This is a genomic window from Burkholderia sp. FW306-1C-G01B (genome assembly GCF_058781685.1).
Genome location: NZ_JBYSWZ010000008.1, coordinates 290744 through 315479, shown reverse-complemented (window position 1 = coordinate 315479; position 24736 = coordinate 290744). Strand labels below are relative to the sequence as shown.

Sequence of the window (24736 nt, the reverse complement as noted above, 5' to 3'; positions counted from 1 at the left end):
GGAAAGTGCGTATTTTACGCCAGCCGGACGGCGTTTCGGCTGGCGCGGGTTGCGCTCGGCCGGCAAGCGCTCCGGAAGGCGGTGCGGCCGGCCTGCGCGGCAGGCCCGGCCGGGCCGCCGCGCGTCATGCGTGCAAGTCGCGCCCGCCGAGGTAGTCGAGCTTGCCGAGCTCGACGCCGCTGTGGCGCAGGATGTCGTACGCGGTCGTCACGTGGAAGAAGAAATTGGGCAGCACGAAGTTCAGCAGGTACGACTGGCCGGTGAACTCGATCGGGCCGACGCGCATCTTCAGCACGATCTGGCGCGCCTCGCTGCCGTCGATCTGCGCGGCGTCGAAGCTTTTCAGGTAGTCGATCGTCTTCTGGATGCGCGCGTCCAGTTCGTCGAAGGTCTGCTCGACGTCCGGGTAGCTCGGGATCTCGGCGCCGGCGAGCCGCGCGGCGCAGCCCTTGGCCGTGTCGGTCGCGATGTAGACCTGGCGGACGAGCGGCAGCATGTCCGGGTAGAGGCGCGCGCCGACGAACACCGACGGGTCGATCTGCTTCTCGGCCGCGTGCGCCTGCGCCTTGCCGAGGATGTGCTGCAGGTTGGTCAGGCCGCGGATCAGGACGGGCAGCGAAGCCTGGTACATCGAGATGGACATGGGAACGACTCCAGTGGGAAGAGGGCGGCGCGGTACGCGGCGCGTCGTGTGTTGCGGCGTTGAAACCGCTGTCGACGCATCTTAGCGCGACGGCATGACCCGTGCGCGTCGTTGGCCGTTCGGCCGAGGATCGGGCCCGCAGGGCGACGATCGGATGCGACGGGAATCGTCTCGATGGACCGCAGATATCGGAATCGACCGGCCGACGGGGCAGGCTGCGGTTTGAAATGGGGCCAGGGCGTGGCCTCGTTATCGACGAGGCAGTGAAGCGCTGAAAGGCGGATCGCCCGACGAGGCGGCAACGCGCTCATGGAGCGGCTCGCCGGTACACGTAGCGGTTCGCGGCCGACGGCCGGCGATTGTCAGAAAACGGCGGCGATGCGGACCCGGGCGGCCCGGGGCCGAACCGCCGGACGCGATTCTTAAGAAAGCACGAAAAAGGACGATCAGTCCTGATGCACGTCCTGCGACGTCGACAGCATTCGCTCCACATACCGCGCAATCATGTCGGCTTCGAGATTGACCTTGTCGCCGGCTTTCAGGTGACGCAGCGTCGTGACCTCGACCGTATGCGGAATCAGGTTGATCGAGAATTCGCAGCCGTCCGCGCGATCGTCGACCGTGTTGACGGTCAGGCTCACGCCGTTGACCGTGATCGACCCCTTGTACGCGAGATAGCGGCCCAGCTCGCGCGGCGCGACGATCCGCAGCTCGTGCGACTCGCCGACCGGCGCGAAGCGCGACACGGTGCCGAGGCCGTCGACGTGGCCCGACACGATGTGCCCGCCGAGGCGGTCGTGCGCGCGCAGCGCCTTCTCGAGGTTCACTTCGCCGGGCTGGGCGAGGCCGACCGTGCGGTTCAGGCTTTCGCGCGACACGTCGACGTCGAACGCGGCGTCGGTCTTTTCGATCACCGTCATGCACGCGCCCTGGATCGCGATGCTGTCGCCCAGCGCGACATCGGCGAGATCGAGCCCGCCAGCCAGCACGGTCAGGCGCACACCCGCATCGGCCGACGTGCCGAGCGGATCGATCGATTCGATGCGGCCGACGGCCGCGACAATTCCGGTAAACATCGGGGCGGTCCCGTTCAGTGCGCGGCGTCGGGCGGCGCGATACGCGCCAGGATCCGCAGATCGTCGCCGATCCGCTCGATACCGTGGAACGACAGTCGCGTGCGTGCGTCGAGGCTCGCCGGCGCGGCGAGGTCGAACATGCCGGCCGCGTCGGCGCCCAGCAGGCTCGGCGCGAGATAGACGAGCAATTCGTCGACGCATTGCTCGCGCAGCAGCGAGCCGTTCAGCTTGTGGCCGGCCTCGACGTGCAGTTCGTTGACGCCGCGCGCGCCGAGCGCCGCGAGCATCGCGGGCAGGTCGACCTTGCCGTGCGCATTCGCGAGCGACACGATTTCCGCGCCGCGCGCCTTCAGCACGTTCGCGCGCATTTCGCCGCTCGCGTCGAGCCGGCCGCAGAAGATCAGCAGCGGCGCGCCCTCGAGCAGTCGCGCGTCGAGCGGCAGGTCGAGGCGGCTGTCGACCAGGATGCGCTGCGGCTGGCGCGGCGTGTCGATGCCGCGCACGGTCAGCAGCGGGTTGTCCTCGCGCACGGTGCCGATGCCGGTGAGGATCGCGCAGGCGCGCGCACGCCACGCGTGCCCGTCGAGGCGCGCGGCCTCGCCGGTGATCCATTGGCTTTCGCCGGACGGCAGCGCGGTGCGGCCGTCGAGCGACGCGGCGGTCTTCATCCGCACCCACGGACGGCCGCGCGTCATCCGCGACACGAAGCCGATGTTCAGTTCGCCGGCTTCGTGCGCGAGCAGCCCGCAGCGCACGTCGATGCCCGCGTCGCGCAGCATGCCGAGGCCGCGCCCCGACACCTGCGGATTCGGGTCTTCCATCGCGGCGACGACCTTCGCGACGCGCGCTTCGCTCAGCGCGTTCGCGCACGGCGGCGTGCGGCCGAAATGGCTGCACGGCTCAAGCGTCACGTAGACGGTCGAGCCCGCGACGTCGTGGCCGCGCGAGCGCGCGTCCTTCAGCGCCTGCACTTCCGCGTGGTCCTGGCCGGCCGGCTGCGTGAAGCCTTCGCCGATCACGTCGCCGTCCTTGACGATCACGCAGCCGACGCGCGGATTCGGCGCCGTCGTATACATGCCGCGCGCGGCGAGCGCGAGCGCGCGCTCCATGTGGGCGAAATCGGTATCCGAGAACATGCGCGCGGCCCCCGGTCAGGCGGCAAGTGCCGCGAACGCGCGGCGTGCGGCCGCGAGCGTCGCGTCGATCACCGCGTCGTCATGCGTGCTCGACACGAAGCCGGCTTCGTATGCGGACGGCGCGAAGTACACGCCCTCGTCGAGCATCAGGTGGAAGAAGCGGTTGAAGCGCCCGGTATCGCTCTTCGTGACTTCCGCGAAGCTGGTCGGCACGCGCTCGGCGAAGTAGAGGCCGAACATCGCGCCGATCGAGTCGGCCGCGAACGGCACGCCGGCCGCGCGCGCTTCGGCCGCGAGGCCGTCGGCGAGACGCTTCGTCTGCGCGGTGAGCGCATCGTAGAAGCCGGGCGCCTGGATCAGTTGCAGCGTCTTCAGGCCCGCGGCGACCGCGATCGGGTTGCCCGACAGCGTGCCGGCCTGGTAGACGCCGCCGAGCGGCGCGAGGTGGGCCATGATGTCGCGGCGGCCGCCGAACGCGGCGGCCGGCATCCCGCCGCCGATCACCTTGCCGAGGCAGGTGAGGTCGGCCGTGATCCCGTAGTACGCCTGCGCGCCGCCGAGCGCGACGCGGAAACCGCACATCACCTCGTCGAAGATCAGCACGGCGCCGTGCTTCGTGCACAGCGCGCGCAGCGCGTTCAGGAATTCGGGCGTGCCGCGCACGAGGTTCATGTTGCCGGCCACCGGCTCGACGATCACCGCGGCGATCTCGTCGCCGAACGCGCCGAACGCTTCCTCGAGCGCGGCGACGTTGTTGTATTCGAGGACGGTCGTGTGCTTCGCGATGTCGGCGGGCACCCCGGCCGACGTCGGGTTGCCGAACGTCAGCAGGCCGGAGCCGGCCTTCACGAGCAGGCTGTCCGCGTGGCCGTGGTAGCAGCCCTCGAACTTGACGATGCGGCTGCGGCCCGTGAAGCCGCGCGCGAGACGCAGTGCGCTCATCGTGGCCTCGGTGCCGCTCGACACCATCCGCACCTGCTCGATCGACGGCACGAGTTTGCAGATTTCCTCGGCGATCTCGATCTCGGCCTCGGTCGGCGCGCCGAACGAGAAGCCGTCGGCGAGCACGTTCTGCACGGCCGACAGCACTTCCGGATGGACGTGACCGACGATCATCGGGCCCCACGAGCCGATGTAGTCGATGTACTGCTTGCCGTCGGCATCCCAGAAATACGGACCTTGCGCGCGCGCGACGAAACGCGGCGTGCCGCCGACCGAACGGAATGCGCGCACCGGCGAGTTGACACCGCCGGGAATGGTCTTCTGGGCGCGTTCGAAGAGGATCTGATTATTGGACATGGGCGAAACCTGCGAGAGAAGGGCGCGGGGGCCTGTGCACGGGCCGCGGCGCCTGGGCGGAACGATCGTCTGATTGTACCGGAGACGCGCGCGGCGGGCCCGCGAGACGGTCTGCGGCCTTTCGGCACGTGGGCTGGAAAGGAGAGCCCGATTTGTCCCTGCGATCGGCCCGGTTATCGCGGGGGCTTGCGCTTGCCGGTCAGCTCCGCCCAACGCTTCTCGAGCGGGCCTTCGACCATCGGCTTGATCGACGTGCCGGAGCTCTGCGCATCCCAGGTCTGCACCGAGTACGGGTGGACGCGCAGCGCGTCGCGCGCGATCACGACGTCCCGGTGCGCGTCGACCAGCCAGTCGTACACGAAGTCGATGCACAGCCGGTAACCGCGCTTCGTCGACGGATCGGGCACCTCGTACGGCGCGCGCGTCACGTAGCCGGAGCCGAACACACCCTTGGGCTCCTTCGCGACGCGGTGCAGGAACACGCGGTCGCCCGGCAGGATGCCGCGTGCGAAGCCGCAGCCCCACACGTCATGCACGGCCTCGCCGGCCTTCACGCGCGCGGCGACGTCGGGCAGTTCTGGCCATGGCCATTTCTTGGGGCTCCAGATCAGCAGGAAAGCGGTCATCGTTCGGTCGTGCGTCGAATTGGTCAGACAAGAGAAGCGGGCAGCAGCAAGCTTAATCGAATCCGCGCGCGATCCAGCGATCCAGCGATCCAGCGATCCAGCGCGACGGGCGCCGCGCAGGCGCTTTCCGGCCTGCTGCCGTATGCGGCCCGCAGCACGCAAAAAAGTTGCGCGTACAATCATGGGCCTGAACGCGCCGTCCGCGGCGCGGCCTCCCGTCTTCACCGCCACGCGCGCCCCGATGCGCGCGGGCTCCATTCCGGATACCCATGTCTCACGTCGTCCGGCGCCGGCCCGATGCCCGGCTGATCCTGTTGCTCGGCGCGCTCGCCGCCTGCGGGCCGATCGCCACCGACATGTACCTGCCGAGCCTGCCGTCGATCGCCGACGGCTTCTCCGTCAGCCCCGGCGCCGCGCAGCGCACGCTGACGAGCTTCATGGCCGGCTTCTCGGTCGGCATGCTGCTGTACGGCCCGCTGTCCGACACGTGGGGCCGCCGCCCCGTGCTGCTTGGCGGCATCGCGCTGTTCACGCTCGCGAGCATCGGCTGCTTCGTGTCGGGTTCGATCGACATGCTGATCGTCGTGCGCTTCCTGCAGGCGCTCGGGGCCGGCGCCGCGTCGGTGCTGGCCCGCGCGATCGCGCGCGACGCGCACGAGCCGAGCGACGCGGCGAAGGTGCTGTCGATGGTCGCGATCGTCACCGCGGTCGGGCCGCTGCTCGCGCCGCTGATCGGCGGCCAGATCCTGCGCTTCTCGGGCTGGCGCGGCGTGTTCGTCGTGCTGGCCGTGTTCGGCGCGGTGTGCGCGGCGACCGCGTACCTGCGCGTGCCCGAAACCTGGCCGAAGGAGCGGCGCAAGAGCACGGCCGTGCTCGCGTCGTTCGCGTCGTACGGGCGCATCCTGTCCGACCCCGTCGCATGGGGGCACATGCTGTGCGGCGGCATGGCATTCGCGTCGATGTTCTCGTACATCACCGCGACGCCGTTCGTGTACATCGAGTATTTCCACGTGTCGCCGCAGCACTACGGGCTGCTGTTCGGCCTGAACGTCGTCGGGATCATGATCGGCAACTTCGCGAACACGCGGCTCGTCGGCCGCGTCGGCTCGCTGCGCATCATCGCGGCCGCGTCGCTCGTGAGCTGCATCGCGTCGCTCGCGGTCGCGCTCGTCGCGCTGACCGGGTGGGGCGGGCTGTGGTCGATCGTCGTGTGCCTGTTCTTCGTCGTCGGCGTGGTCGGGATCCTGTCCGCGAACTGCACGACCGACCTCATGCATCGCTATCCGCACAACGCGGGCGCGTCGGCCGCCGTGTTCGGCGCGATGCAGCTCGCGCTCGGCGCGCTCGCGAGCGTTGCTATCGGCGCACTCGCGGACGGCACGCCGTTCGCGATGGGCGTGACGATTGGCGTCACGGGCGTGCTGTGTTTCGCCGGACGCTTCCTCGTGCTGCGCTGGCACGGGCGGCCGGTGAAAGCGGGCGCCTGAACCGGCGCAGCCGGGCGGCACAACGAAAAACGCCACCGTGCGCGATGCGCCGGTGGCGTTTTTCTTTGAAGTGCAGGAGGCGGCCGACGCCGCGCCGTGCATCAGTCCCGCGCGACGTCCTTCGCCGCCGGCGACGCGCCGTGGCTCAGCCAGTCGAGCACGTCGGCCGTTTCGTCGTCGCTCGCGCGCGCCTTCGCCTGCGCGACGGCCTCGGGCAGTTCGCCGTTCGGCGACGCGCGGCGGATCGCGACGCCCACCGCGAGGATGTCGATCATCAGCAGATGCAGGATCCGCGAGATCATCGACAACTGCGACTCGCGCATCTCGATGTGGTCGGTTTCGAGCGCGACGGTCGCGCGCTTCGCGAGCGGCGTGTTGCTCGACGTGATCGCGATCACCTTCGCGCCGGCCTGCATCGCGACGTCGAGCACGCGCAGCAGCTCGGGCGCGCGCCCCGACTTCGATACCGCGACGATCACATCGCCCTTGCCGAGCAGCGCGGCCGATGCGGCCTGCATGTACAGGTCGCCGTACGCGATCGTCGGAATCCCGAAGCGGAAGAACTTGTAGTGCGCGTCCTGCGCGACGATGTTCGAGTTGCCGAGCCCGTAGAACTCGATGCGCCGCGCGCCGTTCAGGATCTCGATCGCGTTCTCGACATGCTCGAAGTTCAGGTGCTCGCGCAACTGCAGGATCGCCGACACCGTGTTGTCGAGCACCTTCGCACCGAAGTCGGTGGCCGTGTCGCCGAGATGCACCTGGCTGTGGCTCATCGGGATCGTGCCGGTGAGGCCGGTGGCGAGCTTCAGCTTGAAGTCCGACAGCCCCTGGCAACCGAGCGAGCGGCAGAAGCGGATCACGGTCGGCTGGCTCACGTCGGCCTTGCGCGCGATGTCGACGATCGGATCGTTGATGATCGAGCGCGGATGGTTCAGCGCGAGATCGGCGACGCGGCGCTCGGCCGGCGTCAGCGCATCGCGCATCTGGCGGATCCGCTCGAACACGGCCGACGACGCACCGCCCGAGCGGTTCGACAACTGCTCCGCGAGGATCGCAGACACGCCGAGGAACGCCGGGTATTCGGCGGTGATCAGGTAGGTCGGGATGTTCTCGAGATAGTGCGTGAAGCGGCCCTTCGCCTCGAAGCGCGCGCGGAACGACGAGCGCGTGAACAGTTCGCCGAGCTTCAGCGCGACGCCGCCGCCGATGTATACGCCGCCGAGCGCGCCGAGCGTCAGCGCGACGCTGCCGGCGAACGCGCCGAGAATCCCGCAGAAGCATTCGACCGTCTCGAGCGCGAGCGCTTCGCCCGCATGTGCGCGCTCGACGATCTCGACCGTGTCGACGCTCGCGGCGACGCGCTTCTTGTCGCGCGCGGCGAGCGCGCGATAGATGATCTCCATGCCGGGGCCCGCGCACACGCGCTCGAACGACACGTGCGGAAACTTCTTGCGCGCGTACTGCAGCACCAGGTCCTCGCGCTCGTCCTGCGGCGCGAACGACGCGTGGCCGCCCTCGCTGCCGAGCGCGATCCAGCGGTCGTCGGCCGGAATCAGCCCCGACACGCCGAGCCCGGTGCCGGGCCCGAGCAGCCCGATCACGCTGTTCTGGCGCCGCGTGCCACCGCCGACCTGCACGCGCTGCGCGTCGGTCAGGCCCGGCAGCGCCATCGCGAGCGCGGTGAAATCGTTGACGACGAGCAGCGTGTCGAAACCGAGCGCACGGCGCGTCGCCTCGATCGAGAAGCTCCAGTCGTGGTTGGTCATCGTGACCTGGTCGCCGTCGACCGGATTGGCGATCGCGATCGCCGCGTGGTTCACGCGGCTGATCTTCACGTCCTTCAGGTACTTGCGGATCGCGTCGGTGATCGTCGGATAGTCGGTGCCGGGATATACGCGGATCTGCGTGATCTCGCCCGGGCCGGTTTCCAGCGCGAAGCGCGCGTTGGTGCCGCCGACGTCCGCGAGCAGGCGCGGGCCGTCGGCATGCTGACCCGCGACGACCGCCTTAGTTTGCGCACCAGTAGACATCGAGCTGGGTCCCCTTGTCGTTGGCCAGTTGGGAAATCGCGTTCTTCTGCAGCGACGCGGCCGCAGCGTCGAGCACGGCGCGCTTGGCGGGGCCCGCGATCAGCAGGAACAGCCGGTCGACGCGCTTGAGCGCATCGAGCGAAAAGCTCACGCGCGCATGCGGCGCGGCGCCCGGATGCACGGCGACGAAACGCTCGGGCGTCGCGATCGCGTGGTCCCATTCGGGCGCGTCGGCGAAGAGCGACGCGGTGTGGCCGTCCTCGCCCATGCCGAGCACCGCGACGTTCGGCACGCGGTAGTCGGCGTTCGCGTTCAGCGCGGCGACGTGCGCGTCGAGCGTGGCGCGCGTGTCGACGAGCGGCAGGAAGCGGGCAGGGGCCGCCGCGTGCTGCAGCAGCGTGTCGTGCACGAGGTGCGCGTTGCTGGCCGCGTCGTCCTCCGGCACCCAGCGGTCGTCGACCAGCGTCACGTCGACGCCGGCCCAGTCGAGCGCCGCATGCGACAGCGTTTGCAGGAACGGGCGCGGGCTCGTGCCGCCGGACACCGCGAGCGTCGGGCGCGCGGTGCCGGCGAGCGCGGCGCGCAGCGCATCGCCGACGGCGCGCGCAAGCGCTTCGCTTTGCGCTTCCTGGGTGTCGAAAGCGTGGATCTCGATCACATCTCCTCCGGACTGCTTTGTATGTTCAAATCGTACGAATCGTGGGGCACGTTGCCGCACGCAGTCACGCGCGCGGCAACGGCTTGCATCAGTTTTCTTCTTCGAGCCAGCAGGTGTCGTGCTGCGCGAGCATCGCGCTCGCGGCGGCCGGCCCCCACGTGCCCGCCGCGTACGGCTTCGGCGGCTTCAGCGAGCGCGCCCATTCGTTCAGGATCGGCTCGACCCAGCGCCATGCGGCTTCCTGTTCGTCGCGCCGCACGAACAGCGCGAGCCGGCCGTTGATCACGTCGAGCAGCAGGCGCTGGTACGCCTCCATCTGCCCTTCCTTGAAGAACCGGTCGAACGCGAGGTCGAGGTGCACGCTCGCGAGGTTCATCCCTTCGCCGGGCTGCTTCGCGAGGCAGTACAGGCGGATCGTCTCGTTCGGCTGCAGCCGGATCACGAGGCGGTTCGAACCGGGACGCAGCGCGGTCGGTCCGAGCGCCGAATGCGGCACCGGGCGGAAGTTGACGACGATCTCCGCGACGCGGTCGGCGAGACGCTTGCCGGTGCGCAGGAAGAACGGCACGCCGGCCCAGCGCCAGTTCTCGATCTCGACCTTCAGCGCGACGAAGGTTTCGGTCTGGCTGTCGGGCTTCACGCCCGGCTCGGTCGCGTAGGCCGGCACCTGCGCGCCCTTGATCACGCCCGCATGATACTGGCCGCGCACGGCAACCTTGCCGATGTCGCGCGGATCGACCGGCTTCAGCGCGCGCAGCACGCGCAGCTTCTCGTCGCGCACCGAGTCGGAATCCATCGAGTGCGGCGGCTCCATCGCGACGATCGACAGCAGCTGCAGCAGGTGGTTCTGCACCATGTCGCGCAGCGCGCCGGTGTTGTCGTAGAAATCGCCGCGCGCTTCGACGCCGAGCTCCTCGGCGATCGTGATCTGGATGCTCTCGACCCATTCGCGGCGCCACAGCGGTTCGAACAGCGCATTGCCGAAGCGCAGCGCAAGCAGGTTCTGCACCGGCTCCTTGCCGAGGTAGTGGTCGATCCGGTAGATCTGGCCTTCCGCGAAGATCTCGCCGACCGCGTCGTTGATCGCATTCGACGAGCGCAGGTCGTAGCCGAGCGGCTTCTCGAGCACGATGCGCGAGCCTTCGCTCAGGCCGACCGACGCGAGCGCGTTGCAGATCGGCACGAACAGCGACGGGCCCGTCGCCAGATAGAACACGCGGATGCCGGGCAGCGATGCGATCGCATCGCGCAGCACGGCGTAGTCTTCCGCGCGGCCGAGGTCGAGCTTCACGTATTCGATGCGCTGGAGAAAGGACTTCCACGCGGCTTCGTCGAAGGCCTTGCCGGCCGCCTTGACCGCATGCGGCTTCACATGCGTGTCGACCCACTCGAGATAACCCGCCTGATCCGATTCGTGCCGCGCCACGGCGACGATCCGGCCGCTCTCCGCCAGCATGTTCGCACGATGCGCTTCGAACAGCGCGGGCAGGATCTTGCGCATCGACAGATCGCCGGTGCCGCCGAAAAGTACGAAGGTAAAGCTGGAATCGGTATGCATGTGTCTCCGCCGGTTTTTTGGGGTGCTGGGAAGCAATCCGTAGTGCGATAAAAATATTTTTGACACTGAATTGTAGTTTAACTACAATCCGCCGCAAGGGGTAGCACCTGGGTGAAGAAAAAAAGAAGTGCGGTCGATGAACTGCGCGAGCTTCGCCTCCGGAACGCCTTGTGCCGAATGTTATCGGACATTGACGGCGCGCATCGTCAGCGCACCGTCGCCCCCGGGCTCGCGCCGCAGCATCGCGGCGGGCCAGAAACACAAAGAGGAGACACGCCGTTGAATCTCGATTCACGCTTTCTGTAAGAGCCCGGCCGGTCATCGGCCCCGTACGCTGCATGCGTCCCGCGGCTCGATTTCCCCGTCGTTATCAAGAAGCCGGTTCCCGGTCAGGGAACCTCACGAGTTGATTCAGTCTGGAGGAGATAAGTAATGAAAGTTCGCTCGATCATGGGTGCGCTCTGCGCCGCAGGTCTGATGGCTGGCGCCGTGGCGGCGCAGGCAGCCGAGAACGTAACGGTGCTGCACTGGTGGACCTCGGGCGGCGAGTCGAAGGCCGTCGGCGTGCTGAAGGACGACCTGCAGAAGCAGGGCTACGTGTGGAAGGACTTCGCGGTCGCGGGCGGCGCCGGTGCCGCGGCGATGACCGCGCTGAAGACCAAGGTGATCAGCGGCGACGCACCGTCGGCCGCGCAGATCAAGGGCCCGCTGATCCAGGACTGGGCCGATCAGGGCGTGCTCGTCAACATCGATTCCGCCGCCGGCGACTGGAAGCAGAACCTGCCGCCGGAAATCGACAAGATCATCAAGTACAAGGGCCACACCGTCGCCGCGCCGTTCTCGGTGCACCGCGTGAACTGGCTGTACATCAACAAGGCCGCGCTCGACAAGATCGGCGCGAAGGTGCCGACCACCTGGCCTGAATTCTTCGCGGTGGCCGACAAGCTGAAGGCCGCGGGCATCCAGCCGGTCGCGATGGGCGGCCAGCCGTGGCAGGACCTGACCCTGTGGGAAGACGTCGTGCTGTCGCAGGGCCCGGCGTTCTACAAGAAGGCGCTGGTCGATCTCGACCAGGCGACGCTGACGTCGGCGCAGATGCTGTCCGTGTTCGACACGGTGCGCAAGATCCAGGGCTACTTCGATACCGGCCGTAACGGCCGCGACTGGAACCTCGCGACCGCGATGGTCATCAACGGCAAGGCCGGCATGCAGTTCATGGGCGACTGGGCGAAGGGCGAGTTCGAGAACGCCGGCAAGAAGGCGGGCAAGGACTACATCTGCGCGGCGGTGCCGGGCACCGCGAATTCGTATACGTTCAACGTCGATTCGTTCGTGTTCTTCCAGCAGAAGGGCGACAAGGCCGCGACGGCGGGCCAGATCGCGCTCGCGAAGACGATCATGACGCCGGACTTCCAGGAGCAGTTCAGCCTGCTGAAGGGCTCGGTGCCGGTGCGCCTCGGCGTGAAGATGGACAAGTTCGACGACTGCGCGAAGAAGTCGTATGCCGACGAGCAGACCGCGATCAAGTCGGGCGGCTTCGTGCCGTCGCTCGCGCACGGGATGGCGCAGGGCGATGCGACCGCCGGCGCGATCACGGACGTCGTGACGAAATTCATGAACTCGCAGCAGGATTCGAAGAGCGCGGTCGCCGCGCTCGCGAAGGCCGCGAAGGTCAAGTAACGCACGACAGGCGCCCGGCCGGACACGCTTCATCGGCCGGGCGTTTTTGCAAGTGCAGCAAACGGGCTCGCCCGCGGGCCCGTGCCGTACCCGGCGCCGGCCCGGCCTGCGTCGCCCTCGTTCCAGGAGTCGAATCAAGTGGCTGCCCCTCTTAGCGGAAACGGATCCGGCGGTGCCGATGCACGGCGTACGTCGCCGATGTCGGCCCTCGCCGATCGCTGGATTCCGAAGCTCGTGCTCGCGCCGAGCGTCGCGATCGCCGTGGTGTTCATCTACGGCTTCATCCTGATTACCGGCTATCTGTCGCTGACCAACTCGCGACTGTTGCCGAACTACGAATTCGACGGCTTCGGCCGTTACTCGGACCTGTTCCAGAACGACGTGTGGTGGACCTCCGCCGCGAACCTCGGCTGGTTCGGGATTCCGTTCATCGCGATCTGCGTCGCGCTCGGGCTGTTCCTCGCGATCCTGCTCGACCAGCGGATCCGCAACGAAGGCGCGCTGCGCGCGATCTTCCTGTACCCGATGGCGCTGTCGTTCATCGTCACCGGCACCGCGTGGCAGTGGATCCTGAACCCGGGCCTCGGCCTCGAGAAGGTGATGCACGACTGGGGCTGGACGAGTTTCTCGTTCGGCTGGCTCGACGATCCGGACAAGGCGATCTTCTGCGTGGTGGTCGCGGCCGTGTGGCAGTCGACCGGCTTCGTGATGGCGCTGTTCCTGGCAGGGCTGCGCGGTGTCGACGCCGAGATCTTCAAGGCCGCGCAGGTCGACGGCGCGACGCTGCCGACCATCTACCGCAAGATCGTGATCCCGAGCATGCGCCCGGTGTTCTTCTCGGTGCTGCTGATCCTCTGCCACATCACGATCAAGACCTTCGACCTCGTCGTCGCGCTGACGGCGGGCGGCCCGGGCACGTCGTCGTCGCTGCCGGCGATGTTCATGTATACGTTTTCGTTCAACCGCGGCCAGCTCGGGCTCGGCGCGGCGTCGTCGGTGATGATGCTCGCGACCGTGGTCGCGGTGCTGGTGCCGCTGATGTATATGGAATCGAGGAGCACCCGCAATGCAGCCTAAGATGACGATCAGCCGGGCAGTGATCTACGCGGCGCTGATCCTGTTCGCGCTGTATTTCCTGTTCCCGATCTACGTGATGTTGTCGACGTCGTTCAAGGACCTCGACCAGCTGCGCACCGGCAACCTGCTGACGCCGCCCACCAGCTGGACCGTCGAGCCGTGGGTGAAGGCGTGGAGCGGCGCGTGTACCGGCGTGCGCTGCGACGGGATGAAGCCGTTCTTCCTGAATTCGCTGCAGATGGTGATCCCGGCCGTGCTGATCTCGTCGCTGATCGGCGCGTTCAACGGCTACGTGCTCACGCACTGGCGCTTTCGCGGCGCGGACGCGCTGTTCACGATGATGCTGGTCGGCTGCTTCATCCCGTTCCAGGTGATCCTGCTGCCGATGGCGCGCCTGCAGGGGATGCTCGGCCTCGCCAATACGATTCCCGGCCTCGTGTTCGTGCACGTCGTGTACGGGATCGCGTTCACGACGATGTTCTTCCGCAACTTCTACGTGAGCGTGCCGTCCGAGCTCGTGAAGGCCGCGCGCATCGACGGCGCGGGCTTCTTCACGATCTTCACGAAGATCCTGCTGCCCGTGTCGCTGCCGATCTTCATGGTGTGCCTGATCTGGCAGTTCACGCAGATCTGGAACGACTTCCTGTTCGGGATCGTGTTCTCCGGCGTCGATTCGATGCCGATCACGGTGGCGCTGAACAACCTCGTCAACACGTCGACGGGCGTGAAGGAGTACAACGTCGACATGGCCGGCGCGATCATCGCCGCGCTGCCGACGCTGCTCGTCTACATCGTCGCCGGCCGCTACTTCGTGCGCGGGCTGACGGCGGGCGCGGTGAAGGGGTAGGCGCGGCCTTATCCGATACGACGAACCGGCCGCGCACGTCGCGCGGCGCATCGAAACGAACCCGACGCGGCGCCGTAGCGCCGCGCGAGACGAGACAGAGGATTCACAGCATGGCAAGCCTTTCCATCCGTGACGTGTACAAGACCTACCCGAACGGGGTGCCGGTCCTGAAGGGTGTCGACATCGAGATCGAGGACGGACAGTTCCTGATCCTGGTTGGCGGTTCGGGCTGCGGGAAATCGACGCTGCTCAACATGATCGCGGGGCTCGAGACCGTGACGAGCGGCGAGATCTGCATCGACGGCAAGGTCGTCAACAATCTGTCGCCGAAGGATCGCGACATCGCGATGGTGTTCCAGTCGTACGCGCTGTATCCGTCGATGACGGTGCGCGAGAACATCTCGTTCGGCCTGAACATCCGCAAGGTGCCGAAGAACGAACAGCAGCAGATCGTCGACCGCGTGTCGCAGATGCTGCAGATCCAGCACCTGCTCGACCGCAAGCCGGGCCAGCTGTCGGGCGGCCAGCGCCAGCGCGTCGCGATGGGCCGCGCGCTCGCGCGCGATCCGTCGCTGTTCCTGTTCGACGAGCCGCTGTCGAACCTCGACGCGAAGCTGCGCATCGAGATGCGCGCGGAAATCAAGCTGCTGCACCAGCGCCTCGGCACGACGATCGTCTACGTGACGCACGACCAGATCGAGGCGATGACGCTCGGCGACCGGATCGCGGTGATGAAGGACGGCGTGGTCCAGCAGTTCGGCGCGCCGCAGGAGATCTACGACTCGCCGTCGAACCTGTTCGTCGCCGGCTTCATCGGCGCGCCGCCGATGAACTTCATCAACGGCAAGCTGGTCGAGCAGGGCAGCGGGATCGCGCTCGAGATCGACACGGGCCTCGCGCGCAGCGCGCTGAAGCTGCCGTTCGACGCGAAGCGGATGAACGGCCACGTCGGCCGCGAGGTGATCCTCGGCCTGCGTCCGGAGCGCATCACCGACGCGCGCAACGCGCACAACGGCGAGGCGTCGAGCCTGCAGCCGATCGACGTGCGCGTCGACGTGACCGAGCCGACCGGGCCGGATACGCACGTGTTCGCGCAGGTGAACGGCAAGCGCATCGTGAGCCGCGTGCATCCGGCCGCGAACCCGCAGCCGGGGCAGACGCAGTCGCTGCTGTTCGACGTGTCGAAGGCCGTGCTGTTCGATCCGGCATCGGAAGAACGGATCGCGTGATGCGGCGTTCGCGCTGAATGAAGCAGAAGGGGCCGTCTCGAATGAGCGGCCCCTTTTGTTTTGGCGCTGAAGTTGGCGTTGCGGCGGCAGTCAGTGCGGCAGCCGCACGTCGAATTTGAACGTCGCCAGCCGCGCGGCGAGGATGAAGCCGGTCGCGAGCAGCACGCTGTACACCGAATCGAACTGCAGCCACACGAGCAGCAGGTAGAACCAGCAGCCGACGAATGCGCAGGTCGCGTAAGGCCGCGAATCGCGCAGGATCAGCGGGATGTCGTTGCACAGCACGTCGCGGATGATCCCGCCGACCACGCCGGTGATCACGCCCATCATCACCGCGATGAAGCGCGGCATTTCGGCGTCGAGCGCGATCGACGTGCCCGAGATGCTGAAGATGCCGAGCCCGATCGCGTCGGCGACCAGCAGCAGCCGCTCGGCCGACAGCCGCGACAGCATCCGCAGCACGAACGGCGCGAACAGCGCGAGCACGAAGATCGCGATCACGTAGTCGTCGTGCACGACCCAGTAGAACGGCCGGCGCTCGAGCAGGATGTCGCGCAGCGTGCCGCCGCCGAACGCGGTGGCGAGCGCGACGACGAACGTGCCGACCGAGTCGAGGCGGTTCTTGCGCGCCTCGATGAAACCCGAAATCGCAAACGCCAGCGTGGCGATCGCCTCCAGTACGGCGATCGCGAGCGTCAGCCTAGGATGCGGCACGCGGCCCCCGGTCGGCGGGCGCCGCGAGCGGCTGCAGCAGCACGAGCACCGCGCCCGCACCGCCATCGTTGCCGCGCGCCTCGCAGAACGCGATCACTTCTTCCTTCTGTACGAGCCACGCGCGCACCTTGCCCTTCAGCACGGGTTCCTTGCCGATCGAGCCGAGCCCCTTGCCGTGGATCACGCGCAGACACCGCAGTCCCTTCTTGCCGGCTTCGCGGATGAATTCGGCAAGCGCGTCGCGCGCCTCGTCGCGGCGCATCCCGTGCAGGTCGAGCTGCGCCTGCACGATCCACGCGCCGCTCCTCAGCTTGCGCACCACGTCGCGGCTGATGCCGGGGCGGTGGTAATACAGCGAGTCGTCGCTGTCGAGCAGCGTTTCGGGATCGAATTCGTCGGACAGCGTCGCGTTCAGCACGGCTTCCTCGTCGCGCTGCGTCTGCTTCGGCACCGGGTCGGGCGGCATGCGGCCGGCCGCCGCGCGCGGCGGCGCGTTCAGCGGCCGGATCGCGCCAATTTCGTTGCGGAACAGGTTCGCGTCGGCTTCCGCCTTGCGCTCGGCCTTCGCGGTTTCGATGCGCTCGCGTTCGCGGCGATCGGCTTCGCCTTGCAGCGACTTGCGCAGCGCGCCGAGGCCGGCGAGGCCCTGGCCGCGCAACGCGGCCGGATCGGGCGCGGGCGGCGCGGCGGCCGGCGCGGGGTTCGCGGGACGGGCGGCGATCTGCTGCTTCGCGGGATCGCTCGGATGGGGCTGGTTCTTCGCCATGATTCGATAGCAGGGCAGGCGCGTTCGGGCGCGCGGGCAAAAAAAAGCCGCTGCGCGGCGGCAGCGGCTTTCCGGTCGGGCCCGCTTCGCGGCAGCGGACGCCATTGTAGCGCCCGGCGCGGTAGGGCTTGCGGCTTACTTCTTGTCGTGCAGGCTTTCGAGGTAGCGCTGCGCGTCGAGCGCGGCCATGCAGCCCGTGCCCGCGCTCGTGATCGCCTGGCGGTACACGTTGTCCTGCACGTCGCCCGCGGCGAACACGCCCGGCACGCTCGTCGAGGTGGCGTTGCCGTGTAGGCCGCTCTTCGTCAGGATGTAGCCGTCCTTCATCTCGAGCTGGCCCTGGAACAGGTCGGTGTTCGGCTTGTGGCCGATCGCGACGAACACGCCCTGCACGTTCAGGTCTTCCTTCGCGCCGGTCTTCACGTTCTTGATGCGCAGGCCCGTGACGCCCGAATCCGCGCCCGTCACCTCGTCGAGCACGTGATCCCACTTGATGTCGACGACGCCTTCCTTTTCCTTCTCCAGCAGGCGGTCGATCAGGATCGGCTCCGCGCGGAACTTGTCGCGGCGGTGGATCACCGTGACCTTCTTCGCGATGCCCGTCAGGTAGAGCGCTTCCTCGACGGCCGTGTTGCCGCCGCCGATCACCGCGACTTCCTGGCCGCGATAGAAGAAGCCGTCGCAGGTCGCGCAGGCCGACACGCCCTTGCCCATGAACGCTTCCTCGGACGGCAGGCCGAGGTATTGCGCGGACGCGCCGGTCGCGATGATCAGCGAGTCGCACGTGTATTCGCCCGAGTCGCCGATCAGGCGGATCGGCTGCTCGTGCAGCTTCGCGGTGTGGATGTGGTCGAAGACGATTTCGGTGTTGAAGCGCTCGGCGTGCTCGAGGAAGCGCGCCATCAGCTCCGGACCCTGCACGCCTTTCGCATCTGCCGGCCAGTTTTCGACATCGGTCGTGGTCATCAGCTGGCCGCCTTGCGCGATGCCGGTGATCAGCACCGGGGACAGGTTGGCGCGTGCCGCGTAGACGGCGGCGGTGTAGCCGGCGGGGCCGGAACCGAGAATCAGGACTTTGGCGTGTTTGGGCGTGGACATGTGCGAATCCGTAAAAGGCGGCGCGGCGGCCAGGATAGGGCTCGCCGTACGATCCGGGGGTTGACCGGGATGCCGTCATAGATGGGTATCAGTCGCGCATTATAAAGGCCCCGTTGCTGCGTTGCCGAACGAGAGTTTCAATCGTGGCGATAGCGTTTCGCGGCGAGCCTCCCGCGCCGGTGCGGGAGGCCGGGCGGCCGTCCGGCATGCGGCGGTGCGCTGTCGCAGGCTCGGTCAAGGGCGCGGCCGTCCGGCCGGCTTGCGCTCGCCGGCGGCGCCCGGTTCGGCACCCCGTCCCCGTTATGTAACCGTCATTTACACTTGGCGGCCCGGTGCAGCGTTTACAATAAGCGCGATCGAACGACAGGCGGGCGCACGGCCCGTCCTCTTTATACGGATTCATGGCAAAAGCTCCTTATTCCGCCCAGGCACAGGCGTTGCCGCACCGGATGTCGAAGCTCCTCACGGAGATCCGCTGGATTCTCCAGGTCGCGCTCTGCGCATTTCTGGTGATGGCCCTGCTGAGCTACAGCCGGCGCGATCCGAGCTGGACGCACGCCGCGCAGGTGGACCACATCTCGAACTGGGCCGGCCGCGTCGGCGCGTGGACGGCCGACATCATCCTGCTGCTGTTCGGCCTGTCGGCCTACTGGCTGATCGTGCCGCTCGGGCGGCGCATCGCCGTCAACTACCGCCGCATCACGCGCCACGAGGCGATTCCCGACGAACCCGAGCGGCCGATCGGCTGGCTCACCGAGATCTTCGCGTTCGTGCTCGTCGTGCTGGCGTGCGACGGCATCGAGGCGCTGCGCATGTGGTCGCTGAAGGTGCAGTTGCCGCGTGCGCCGGGCGGCGTCGTCGGCGAGGCCGTCGCCGGTGCGATGTCGCATGCGTTCGGTTTCACGGGCGGCACGCTGCTGCTGCTGATCGCGCTCGCGATCGGCCTGTCGCTGTATTTCCGCTTCTCGTGGCTGTCGGTTGCCGAGCGCGTCGGCGGCGCGATTCTGTCCGCGGTCAACGTCGCGAAGCTGCGCCGCGAGGCCGAGCGCGACCGCAAGCTCGGCGAGGCCGCGGCCGTGCGTCGCGAAGGCAAGGTCGAAGAGGAGCGCGTGCGCATCGAGGATCACGAGCCCGTGACGATCGTGCCGCCGGTCGTCACGCCGGCGAAGTCCGAGCGCGTCGAGCGCGAGCGCCAGGTGCCGCTGTTCACCGACCTGCCGGGCGATTCGACGCTGCCGCCGGTGTCGCTGCTCGATCCCGCGCCGAAGACGCAGGAAGCGATTTCGGCCGATACGCTCGAATTCACGTCGCGCCTGATCGAGAAGAAGCTGAAGGATTTCGGCGTCGAGGCGAGCGTGGTTGCCGCGTATCCGGGCCCGGTCGTCACGCGCTACGAGATCGAGCCGGCCACCGGCGTGAAGGGCAGCCAGATCGTCAACCTCGCGAAGGATCTCGCGCGCTCGCTGTCGCTCGTGTCGATCCGCGTCGTCGAGACGATCCCCGGCAAGAACTACATGGCGCTCGAACTGCCGAACCAGCGCCGCCAGACCGTGCACCTGTCCGAGATCATCGGCTCCGAGGTGTATGCGGCCGCATCGTCGGCGCTGACGCTGAGCCTCGGCAAGGACATCGGCGGCAAGCCCGTGTGCGCGGATCTCGCGAAGATGCCGCACCTGCTCGTCGCCGGCACGACCGGCTCGGGCAAGTCGGTCGGGATCAACGCGATGATCCTGTCGCTGCTGTACAAGGCGACCGCCGAGCAGGTGCGCCTGATCCTGATCGATCCGAAGATGCTCGAAATGAGCGTCTACGAAGGCATTCCGCACCTGCTGTGCCCGGTCGTCACCGACATGCGCCAGGCCGGCCACGCGCTGAACTGGACGGTCGCGGAGATGGAGCGGCGCTACAAGCTGATGAGCAAGCTCGGCGTGCGCAACCTCGCGGGCTACAACAACAAGATCGACGACGCGGCGAAGCGCGAGGAGAAGCTGCCGAACCCGTTCAGCCTGACGCCGGAAGATCCCGAGCCGCTCGGTCGCCTGCCGAACATCGTCGTCGTGATCGACGAGCTGGCCGACCTGATGATGGTCGTCGGCAAGAAGGTCGAGGAGCTGATCGCGCGGATCGCGCAGAAGGCGCGCGCGGCCGGCATTCATCTGATCCTCGCGACGCAGCGTCCGTCGGTCGACGTGATCACGGGCCTGATCAAGGCGAACGTGCCGACGCGAATCGCGTTCCAGGTGTCGTCGAAGATCGACTCGCGCACGATCCTCGATCAGATGGGCGCCGAATCGCTGCTCGGGATGGGCGACATGCTGTACCTGCCGCCGGGCAGCGGACTGCCCGTGCGCGTGCACGGCGCGTTCGTCGGCGACGACGAAGTGCATCGCGTCGTCGAGAAGCTCAAGGAGCAGGGCGAGCCGAACTACGTCGAGGGCCTGCTCGAAGGCGGCACCGCCGACGGCGACGAGGGCTCGGCCGGCGCGGGAACCGGCGAAGGCGGCGGCGAGTCTGATCCGCTGTACGACCAGGCGGTCGAGATCGTCATCAAGAACCGCCGCGCGTCGATCTCGCTCGTGCAGCGTCACCTGCGGATCGGTTATAACCGCGCGGCACGGCTGCTCGAGCAGATGGAGCAGTCGGGGCTTGTATCGGCGATGTCGTCGAGCGGCAACCGCGAAATTCTTGTGCCGGCGCGCGACGCGGAATGAGTCCGCGGCGCCCGCAGCGCCGGCCACCCACGGAGAAAACCGCAATATGCAGCAACATTCGTTCGCAATGTCTCTTCGTTCGACGCGGCGCTGGCTCGGTGCGGCGTTCGCCGGCGCATCGCTGATGCTCGCGGCGACGCACGCGTTCGCGGGCGGCACCGAGCAACTGAAGGCCTTCGTGTCGCAGGTGCGCTCGGCGAAGGGCGACTTCACGCAGCAGATCGTCAAGGCGCCGGCCAAGGGCGCGAGCGCCGCGCAGGCCGCGCCGAAGCCCACCGACAATTCGAGCGGCACGTTCGTGTTCGCGCGGCCGGGCAAGTTCATCTGGACGTACCAGAAGCCGTACCAGCAGGTGCTGCAGGCCGACGGCGACAAGCTCTATGTGTACGACCGCGACCTGAACCAGGTCACCGAGCGCAAGCTGAACGGCGCGCTGGGCGCGAGCCCCGCCGCGATCCTGTTCGGCAGCAACGATCTCGACAAGAGCTACACGCTGCGCGATGCCGGCGAGAAGGGCGGCATCGAATGGCTCGAGATGCTGCCGAAGGCGCAGGACACGCAGTTCCAGCGGATCGGCATCGGCTTCCGGAACGGCACGCTCGCCGCGATGGAGCTGCATGACGTGTTCGGCAACGTCACGCTGCTGACGTTTACGAACATCCAGACGAATCCGCCGCTGAAGGGCGACACGTTCAAGTTCGTCGTGCCGAAGGGCGCCGACGTGATCAACGGCTGACCGGCGCCGCGCGCCGCTTTTCCGCAACGGGCCTGCCGGCGACGGCAGGCCCGTGTCGTTTGCGGGCGCGGGCACCAGGCGCGGGCACCGGGCGCGGGCACCGGGTACCAGGCACGGCGGCGCCGTCGTGCGGCTGTCATAATGTCGGGTCCGGCGGCCGGTTCGGCCGCCATTGTTTGATGTGGAGCGAGGGTTCATGTCCGACCTGTTTCAAGTCGAGCCGCGCCGGCCGCTCGCCGAGGCGCTGCGGCCGAAGACACTCGCCGAGGTGATCGGCCAGACGCATTTGCTGGGCGAAGGCAAGCCGCTGCGGCTCGCGTTCGAATCGGGCAAGCCGCATTCGATGATCCTGTGGGGGCCTCCCGGTGTCGGCAAGACGACGCTCGCGCGGCTCACCGCGCTCGCGTTCGACTGCGAGTTCATTGCGCTGTCCGCGGTGCTCGGCGGCGTGAAGGACATCCGCGAGTCGATGGAGCAGGCGAAGGACACGCTGAACCGCACCGGCCGCCACACCATCCTGTTCGTCGACGAGATCCACCGCTTCAACAAGGGGCAGCAGGATGCGTTGCTGCCGTTCGTCGAGTCGGGGCTCGTGACCTTCATCGGAGCGACGACCGAGAACCCGAGCTTCGAGGTCAACTCGGCCTTGCTGTCGCGTGCGCAGGTGTACGTGCTGAAGTCGCTGGACGACGACGAGATGCGCCAGTTGCTGAAGCGCGCGCAGGAAATCGCGCTCGACGGCCTCGCGTTCGACGACAAGGCGATCGATACGCTGGTCGGTTATGCGGACGGCGACGCGCGGCGCTTCCTGAACCTGCTCGAACAGGCGCAGACAGCGGCATCGTCGGCCGGCGTCGCGACGATCGACGCCGAATTCGTCAGCAGCGCGATGACGCTGAACGCGCGGCGCTTCGACAAGGGCGGCGACAACTTCTACGATCAGATCTCGGCGCTGCACAAGTCGGTGCGCGGTTCGAGCCCCGACGGCGCGCTGTACTGGTTCTGCCGGATGATCGACGGCGGCGCGGATCCGAAGTATCTCGCGCGGCGCATCGTGCGGATGGCGTGGGAAGACATCGGCCTTGCCGATCCGCGCGCGCTGCAGATGGCGAACGACGCGGCCGAGACCTACGAGCGGCTCGGCTCGCCGGAAGGCGAACTCGCGCTCGGGCAGGCGGTGATCTATCTCGCGTGCGCGGCGAAGAGCAACGCCGGCTACAACGCGTTCAACCAGGCAATGGCGTTCGTGAAGCAGGACAAGTCGCGCGAGGTGCCCGTGCATCTGCGCAACGCGCCGACCAAGCTGATGAAGGAACTCGGCTATGGCCACGCATATCGTTACGCACACGACGAACCGAACGCGTATGCGGCCGGCGAGACGTACCTGCCGGACGGGGTGCGCGAGCCGCACTGGTACAAGCCGGTGCCGCGCGGGCTCGAATCGAAGATCGCCGACAAGCTCGCGTGGCTGCGCGAGCTCGACCGCGAGGCCGGCAAGAAGGACTGACGGGCAACGCGCGGCCCGGCCGGCGCCGTTCCGGATGCGTCAGCGCTTGCGGCCCGGCTGCTGTTTCTTCCAGTATTCGAACGGCTCTTCGTGGCAGTCGATGTCGAGCTCGGCGACCCGTGCTTGCAGGCGTTCCTGTGCGTCTGCGATCGCGAGGTTGTAGATCGCGGGCGCGATCTCCTCGACGAAGAAGTGCAGCAGCGCGCCGGCCTGGATGTTGCCGATCGGCTCGTCCATGTTTTCTGTGAAATAACGTTGCAGCGATGCGATTGCGCGGTCGCGTACTTCCTTGTCCAGTTCGATGGCCATCGGGTTCCTTGAAGGGCTGTGATGCGGAAGCGGGGGCGTCGTTCGACGCGTTGCGTGCGGCCGGTGCAGGCGTTTCGCCGTCCGCAATGGTTTGGCACAATGTGATGCTCCGGCCGCTTAGGCGAGCCGGCATGCTGATACTGCCACGACCGGCCGTTTTCGGGCATCGTCCATCAGGCCGGTGCCGTGGCGGCCGCGCGGTGCGTTAGAATTCCCGTCTCATACAACGATTTTCCAAGTCCTCCCATGCTCGACATCCAGTTGCTGCGCAAAGACCTCGACGGCGTTGCCAAGCGCCTCGCCGATCGCGGCTACACCCTCGACATCGCCGCGTTCTCCGCACTCGAAGCGGAACGCCGCGCGATCCAGACCCGCACCGAAGAGCTCCAGGCGCGCCGCAACAGCCTGTCGAAGCAGATCGGCGCGATGAAGGGGAAGGGCGAGGACACGTCGGCGGTGATGGCCGAGGTCGGCGGGATCGGCGACGAGATGAAGGCGGGCGAAGCCAAGCTCGGCGACATCCAGGCGCGCCTGTCCGACCTGATGCTGGGCATGCCGAACGTCGCGCACGAAAGCGTGCCGGTCGGCAACGACGAAGCCGACAACGTCGAGGCGCGCCGCTGGGGCACGCCGCGCCAGTTCGACTTCGAGGTGAAGGATCACGTCGATGTCGGCACGCCGCTCGGTCTCGATTTCGAGACGGGCGCGAAGCTCGCCGGTGCGCGCTTCACGATGCTGCGCGGCCCGATCGCACGCCTGCACCGCGCACTCGCGCAGTTCATGATCGATACGCACACGCAGCAGCACGGCTATACCGAGACGTACACACCGTACATCGTGAACCCGGAGATCCTCTACGGCACGGGCCAGTTGCCGAAGTTCGCGGACGACATGTTCCGGGTCGAGAAGGGCGGCGCGGAGAACACGGTCACGCAATACCTGATCTCCACGTCCGAGATCTCGTTGACGAACACCGTGCGCGAGTCGATCGTCGACGCGTCCGCGCTGCCGATCAAGCTGACCGCGCATTCCCCGTGCTTCCGCTCGGAAGCCGGTTCGTACGGTCGCGACACGCGCGGGATGATCCGCCAGCACCAGTTCGACAAGGTCGAGATGGTGCAGGTCGTCGCGCCGGAAACGTCGTACGCGGCGCTCGACGAGATGGTCGGCCATGCGGAGGCGATCCTGCAGAAGCTCGGCCTGCCGTACCGTGTGATCACGCTGTGCACGGGCGACATGGGCTTCTCGGCTGCGAAGACGTTCGACCTCGAGGTGTGGCTGCCCGCGCAGAACACCTATCGCGAGATCTCGAGCTGCTCGAACACCGAGGCGTTCCAGGCGCGCCGGATGCAGGCGCGTTTCCGCAACGCGCAGGGCAAGCCCGAACTCGTGCATACGCTGAACGGTTCGGGTCTCGCGGTCGGCCGTACGCTCGTCGCGGTGCTGGAGAACTACCAGAACGCGGACGGCTCGGTCACGGTGCCGGAAGCGCTGCGTCCGTACATGGGCGGCATGGAGCGGATCGACGCGCCGGCAAAGGCGTCGTGAA

The 24736-nt window shown here is 67.6% G+C and carries 21 protein-coding genes; 9 read left to right on the top strand and 12 right to left on the bottom strand.

The window, feature by feature from the left end:
* Positions 1-124 precede the first annotated feature (124 nt).
* The 5 genes from AC3WLY_RS18440 to AC3WLY_RS18420 form a co-directional block, all read right to left on the bottom strand.
* Positions 125-643, bottom strand: a complete 519-nt coding sequence (locus AC3WLY_RS18440; RefSeq protein ID WP_072436127.1) for a DUF1993 domain-containing protein — start codon at positions 641-643, stop codon at positions 125-127.
* A 446-nt stretch (positions 644-1089) separates the two neighbouring features.
* Complete coding sequence (locus AC3WLY_RS18435; protein ID WP_492309639.1) at positions 1090-1719, bottom strand: riboflavin synthase; 630 nt, start codon at positions 1717-1719, stop codon at positions 1090-1092.
* 14 nt (positions 1720-1733) lie between these two features.
* Positions 1734-2855 (bottom strand): bifunctional diaminohydroxyphosphoribosylaminopyrimidine deaminase/5-amino-6-(5-phosphoribosylamino)uracil reductase RibD, encoded by a 1122-nt coding sequence (ribD, locus tag AC3WLY_RS18430; RefSeq protein WP_425131257.1) that lies wholly within the window; start codon positions 2853-2855, stop codon positions 1734-1736.
* A 15-nt stretch (positions 2856-2870) separates the two neighbouring features.
* Entirely contained in the window at positions 2871-4154 is a 1284-nt protein-coding gene (gene hemL, locus AC3WLY_RS18425; RefSeq protein WP_175962611.1) for a glutamate-1-semialdehyde 2,1-aminomutase, read from the bottom strand.
* Between the two features lie 173 nt (positions 4155-4327).
* Positions 4328-4780, bottom strand: a complete 453-nt coding sequence (locus AC3WLY_RS18420; protein WP_072436123.1) for a hypothetical protein — start codon at positions 4778-4780, stop codon at positions 4328-4330.
* 269 nt (positions 4781-5049) lie between these two features.
* Between AC3WLY_RS18420 and AC3WLY_RS18415 the strand changes: the two genes are divergently transcribed.
* Positions 5050-6267 carry a Bcr/CflA family multidrug efflux MFS transporter gene (locus tag AC3WLY_RS18415; RefSeq protein WP_111017635.1) on the top strand — a complete coding sequence of 406 codons (1218 nt, stop codon included), beginning with the start codon at positions 5050-5052 and terminating at the stop codon, positions 6265-6267.
* Between the two features lie 101 nt (positions 6268-6368).
* Here AC3WLY_RS18415 and AC3WLY_RS18410 read toward each other — a convergent pair whose 3' ends face one another.
* The 3 genes from AC3WLY_RS18410 to zwf all read right to left on the bottom strand — a co-directional run bounded on the left by AC3WLY_RS18410 (position 6369) and on the right by zwf (position 10513).
* Positions 6369-8297 (bottom strand): bifunctional transcriptional regulator/glucokinase, encoded by a 1929-nt coding sequence (locus AC3WLY_RS18410; protein WP_072436121.1) that lies wholly within the window; start codon positions 8295-8297, stop codon positions 6369-6371.
* Entirely contained in the window at positions 8275-8955 is a 681-nt protein-coding gene (gene pgl / locus AC3WLY_RS18405) for a 6-phosphogluconolactonase (protein WP_492309638.1), read from the bottom strand. The genes AC3WLY_RS18410 and pgl overlap by 23 nt, the downstream gene beginning before the upstream one ends.
* An 88-nt stretch (positions 8956-9043) precedes the next feature.
* Positions 9044-10513: a glucose-6-phosphate dehydrogenase gene (gene zwf, locus AC3WLY_RS18400; RefSeq protein ID WP_111017632.1), complete on the bottom strand. Its 1470-nt coding sequence runs from the start codon at positions 10511-10513 to the stop codon at positions 9044-9046.
* Between the two features lie 432 nt (positions 10514-10945).
* Here zwf and AC3WLY_RS18395 point away from each other — a divergent pair, with 432 nt between their 5' ends.
* The 4 genes from AC3WLY_RS18395 (at position 10946) to AC3WLY_RS18380 (ending at position 15346) form a co-directional block, all read left to right on the top strand.
* Positions 10946-12193 (top strand): ABC transporter substrate-binding protein, encoded by a 1248-nt coding sequence (locus tag AC3WLY_RS18395; protein ID WP_492309637.1) that lies wholly within the window; start codon positions 10946-10948, stop codon positions 12191-12193.
* Positions 12194-12331: 138 nt separating this feature from the next.
* Positions 12332-13270 carry a carbohydrate ABC transporter permease gene (locus AC3WLY_RS18390; protein ID WP_034182958.1) on the top strand — a complete coding sequence of 313 codons (939 nt, stop codon included), beginning with the start codon at positions 12332-12334 and terminating at the stop codon, positions 13268-13270.
* Positions 13260-14117: a carbohydrate ABC transporter permease gene (locus tag AC3WLY_RS18385; protein ID WP_072436117.1), complete on the top strand. Its 858-nt coding sequence runs from the start codon at positions 13260-13262 to the stop codon at positions 14115-14117. Before AC3WLY_RS18390 ends, AC3WLY_RS18385 begins: the two co-directional genes overlap by 11 nt.
* 110 nt (positions 14118-14227) lie before the next feature.
* Complete coding sequence (locus AC3WLY_RS18380; RefSeq protein WP_175962616.1) at positions 14228-15346, top strand: ABC transporter ATP-binding protein; 1119 nt, start codon at positions 14228-14230, stop codon at positions 15344-15346.
* A 90-nt stretch (positions 15347-15436) separates the two neighbouring features.
* Here the strand turns inward: AC3WLY_RS18380 and AC3WLY_RS18375 are convergent, their stop codons facing one another.
* From AC3WLY_RS18375 to trxB, 3 genes are all read right to left on the bottom strand, one after another.
* Entirely contained in the window at positions 15437-16060 is a 624-nt protein-coding gene (locus AC3WLY_RS18375; protein WP_034182961.1) for a trimeric intracellular cation channel family protein, read from the bottom strand.
* Entirely contained in the window at positions 16047-16826 is a 780-nt protein-coding gene (locus tag AC3WLY_RS18370) for a Smr/MutS family protein (RefSeq protein WP_492309636.1), read from the bottom strand. Before AC3WLY_RS18370 ends, AC3WLY_RS18375 begins: the two co-directional genes overlap by 14 nt.
* 135 nt (positions 16827-16961) lie before the next feature.
* On the bottom strand, positions 16962-17924 hold the full coding sequence (gene trxB / locus AC3WLY_RS18365) for a thioredoxin-disulfide reductase (RefSeq protein WP_152855479.1): 963 nt from the start codon (positions 17922-17924) through the stop codon (positions 16962-16964).
* 401 nt (positions 17925-18325) lie between these two features.
* On the opposite strand from trxB, the gene AC3WLY_RS18360 reads away from it, so the two are divergent.
* From AC3WLY_RS18360 to AC3WLY_RS18350, 3 genes are all read left to right on the top strand, one after another.
* Positions 18326-20635, top strand: coding sequence for a DNA translocase FtsK (locus tag AC3WLY_RS18360; protein ID WP_034182964.1), 2310 nt, complete (start codon positions 18326-18328; stop codon positions 20633-20635).
* A gap of 46 nt (positions 20636-20681) precedes the next feature.
* Positions 20682-21371: an outer membrane lipoprotein chaperone LolA gene (gene lolA, locus AC3WLY_RS18355; RefSeq protein WP_175962619.1), complete on the top strand. Its 690-nt coding sequence runs from the start codon at positions 20682-20684 to the stop codon at positions 21369-21371.
* Between the two features lie 196 nt (positions 21372-21567).
* A complete protein-coding gene (locus AC3WLY_RS18350) occupies positions 21568-22878 on the top strand; it encodes a replication-associated recombination protein A (protein WP_152855477.1) in 1311 nt (436 codons plus the stop codon).
* Between the two features lie 39 nt (positions 22879-22917).
* On the opposite strand, the gene AC3WLY_RS18345 is transcribed toward AC3WLY_RS18350, so the two are convergent.
* Positions 22918-23187 (bottom strand): DUF2164 domain-containing protein, encoded by a 270-nt coding sequence (locus AC3WLY_RS18345; protein WP_072436110.1) that lies wholly within the window; start codon positions 23185-23187, stop codon positions 22918-22920.
* A gap of 246 nt (positions 23188-23433) precedes the next feature.
* Here AC3WLY_RS18345 and serS point away from each other — a divergent pair, with 246 nt between their 5' ends.
* Positions 23434-24735: a serine--tRNA ligase gene (gene serS, locus AC3WLY_RS18340; protein ID WP_492309635.1), complete on the top strand. Its 1302-nt coding sequence runs from the start codon at positions 23434-23436 to the stop codon at positions 24733-24735.
* Position 24736 lies beyond the last annotated feature (1 nt).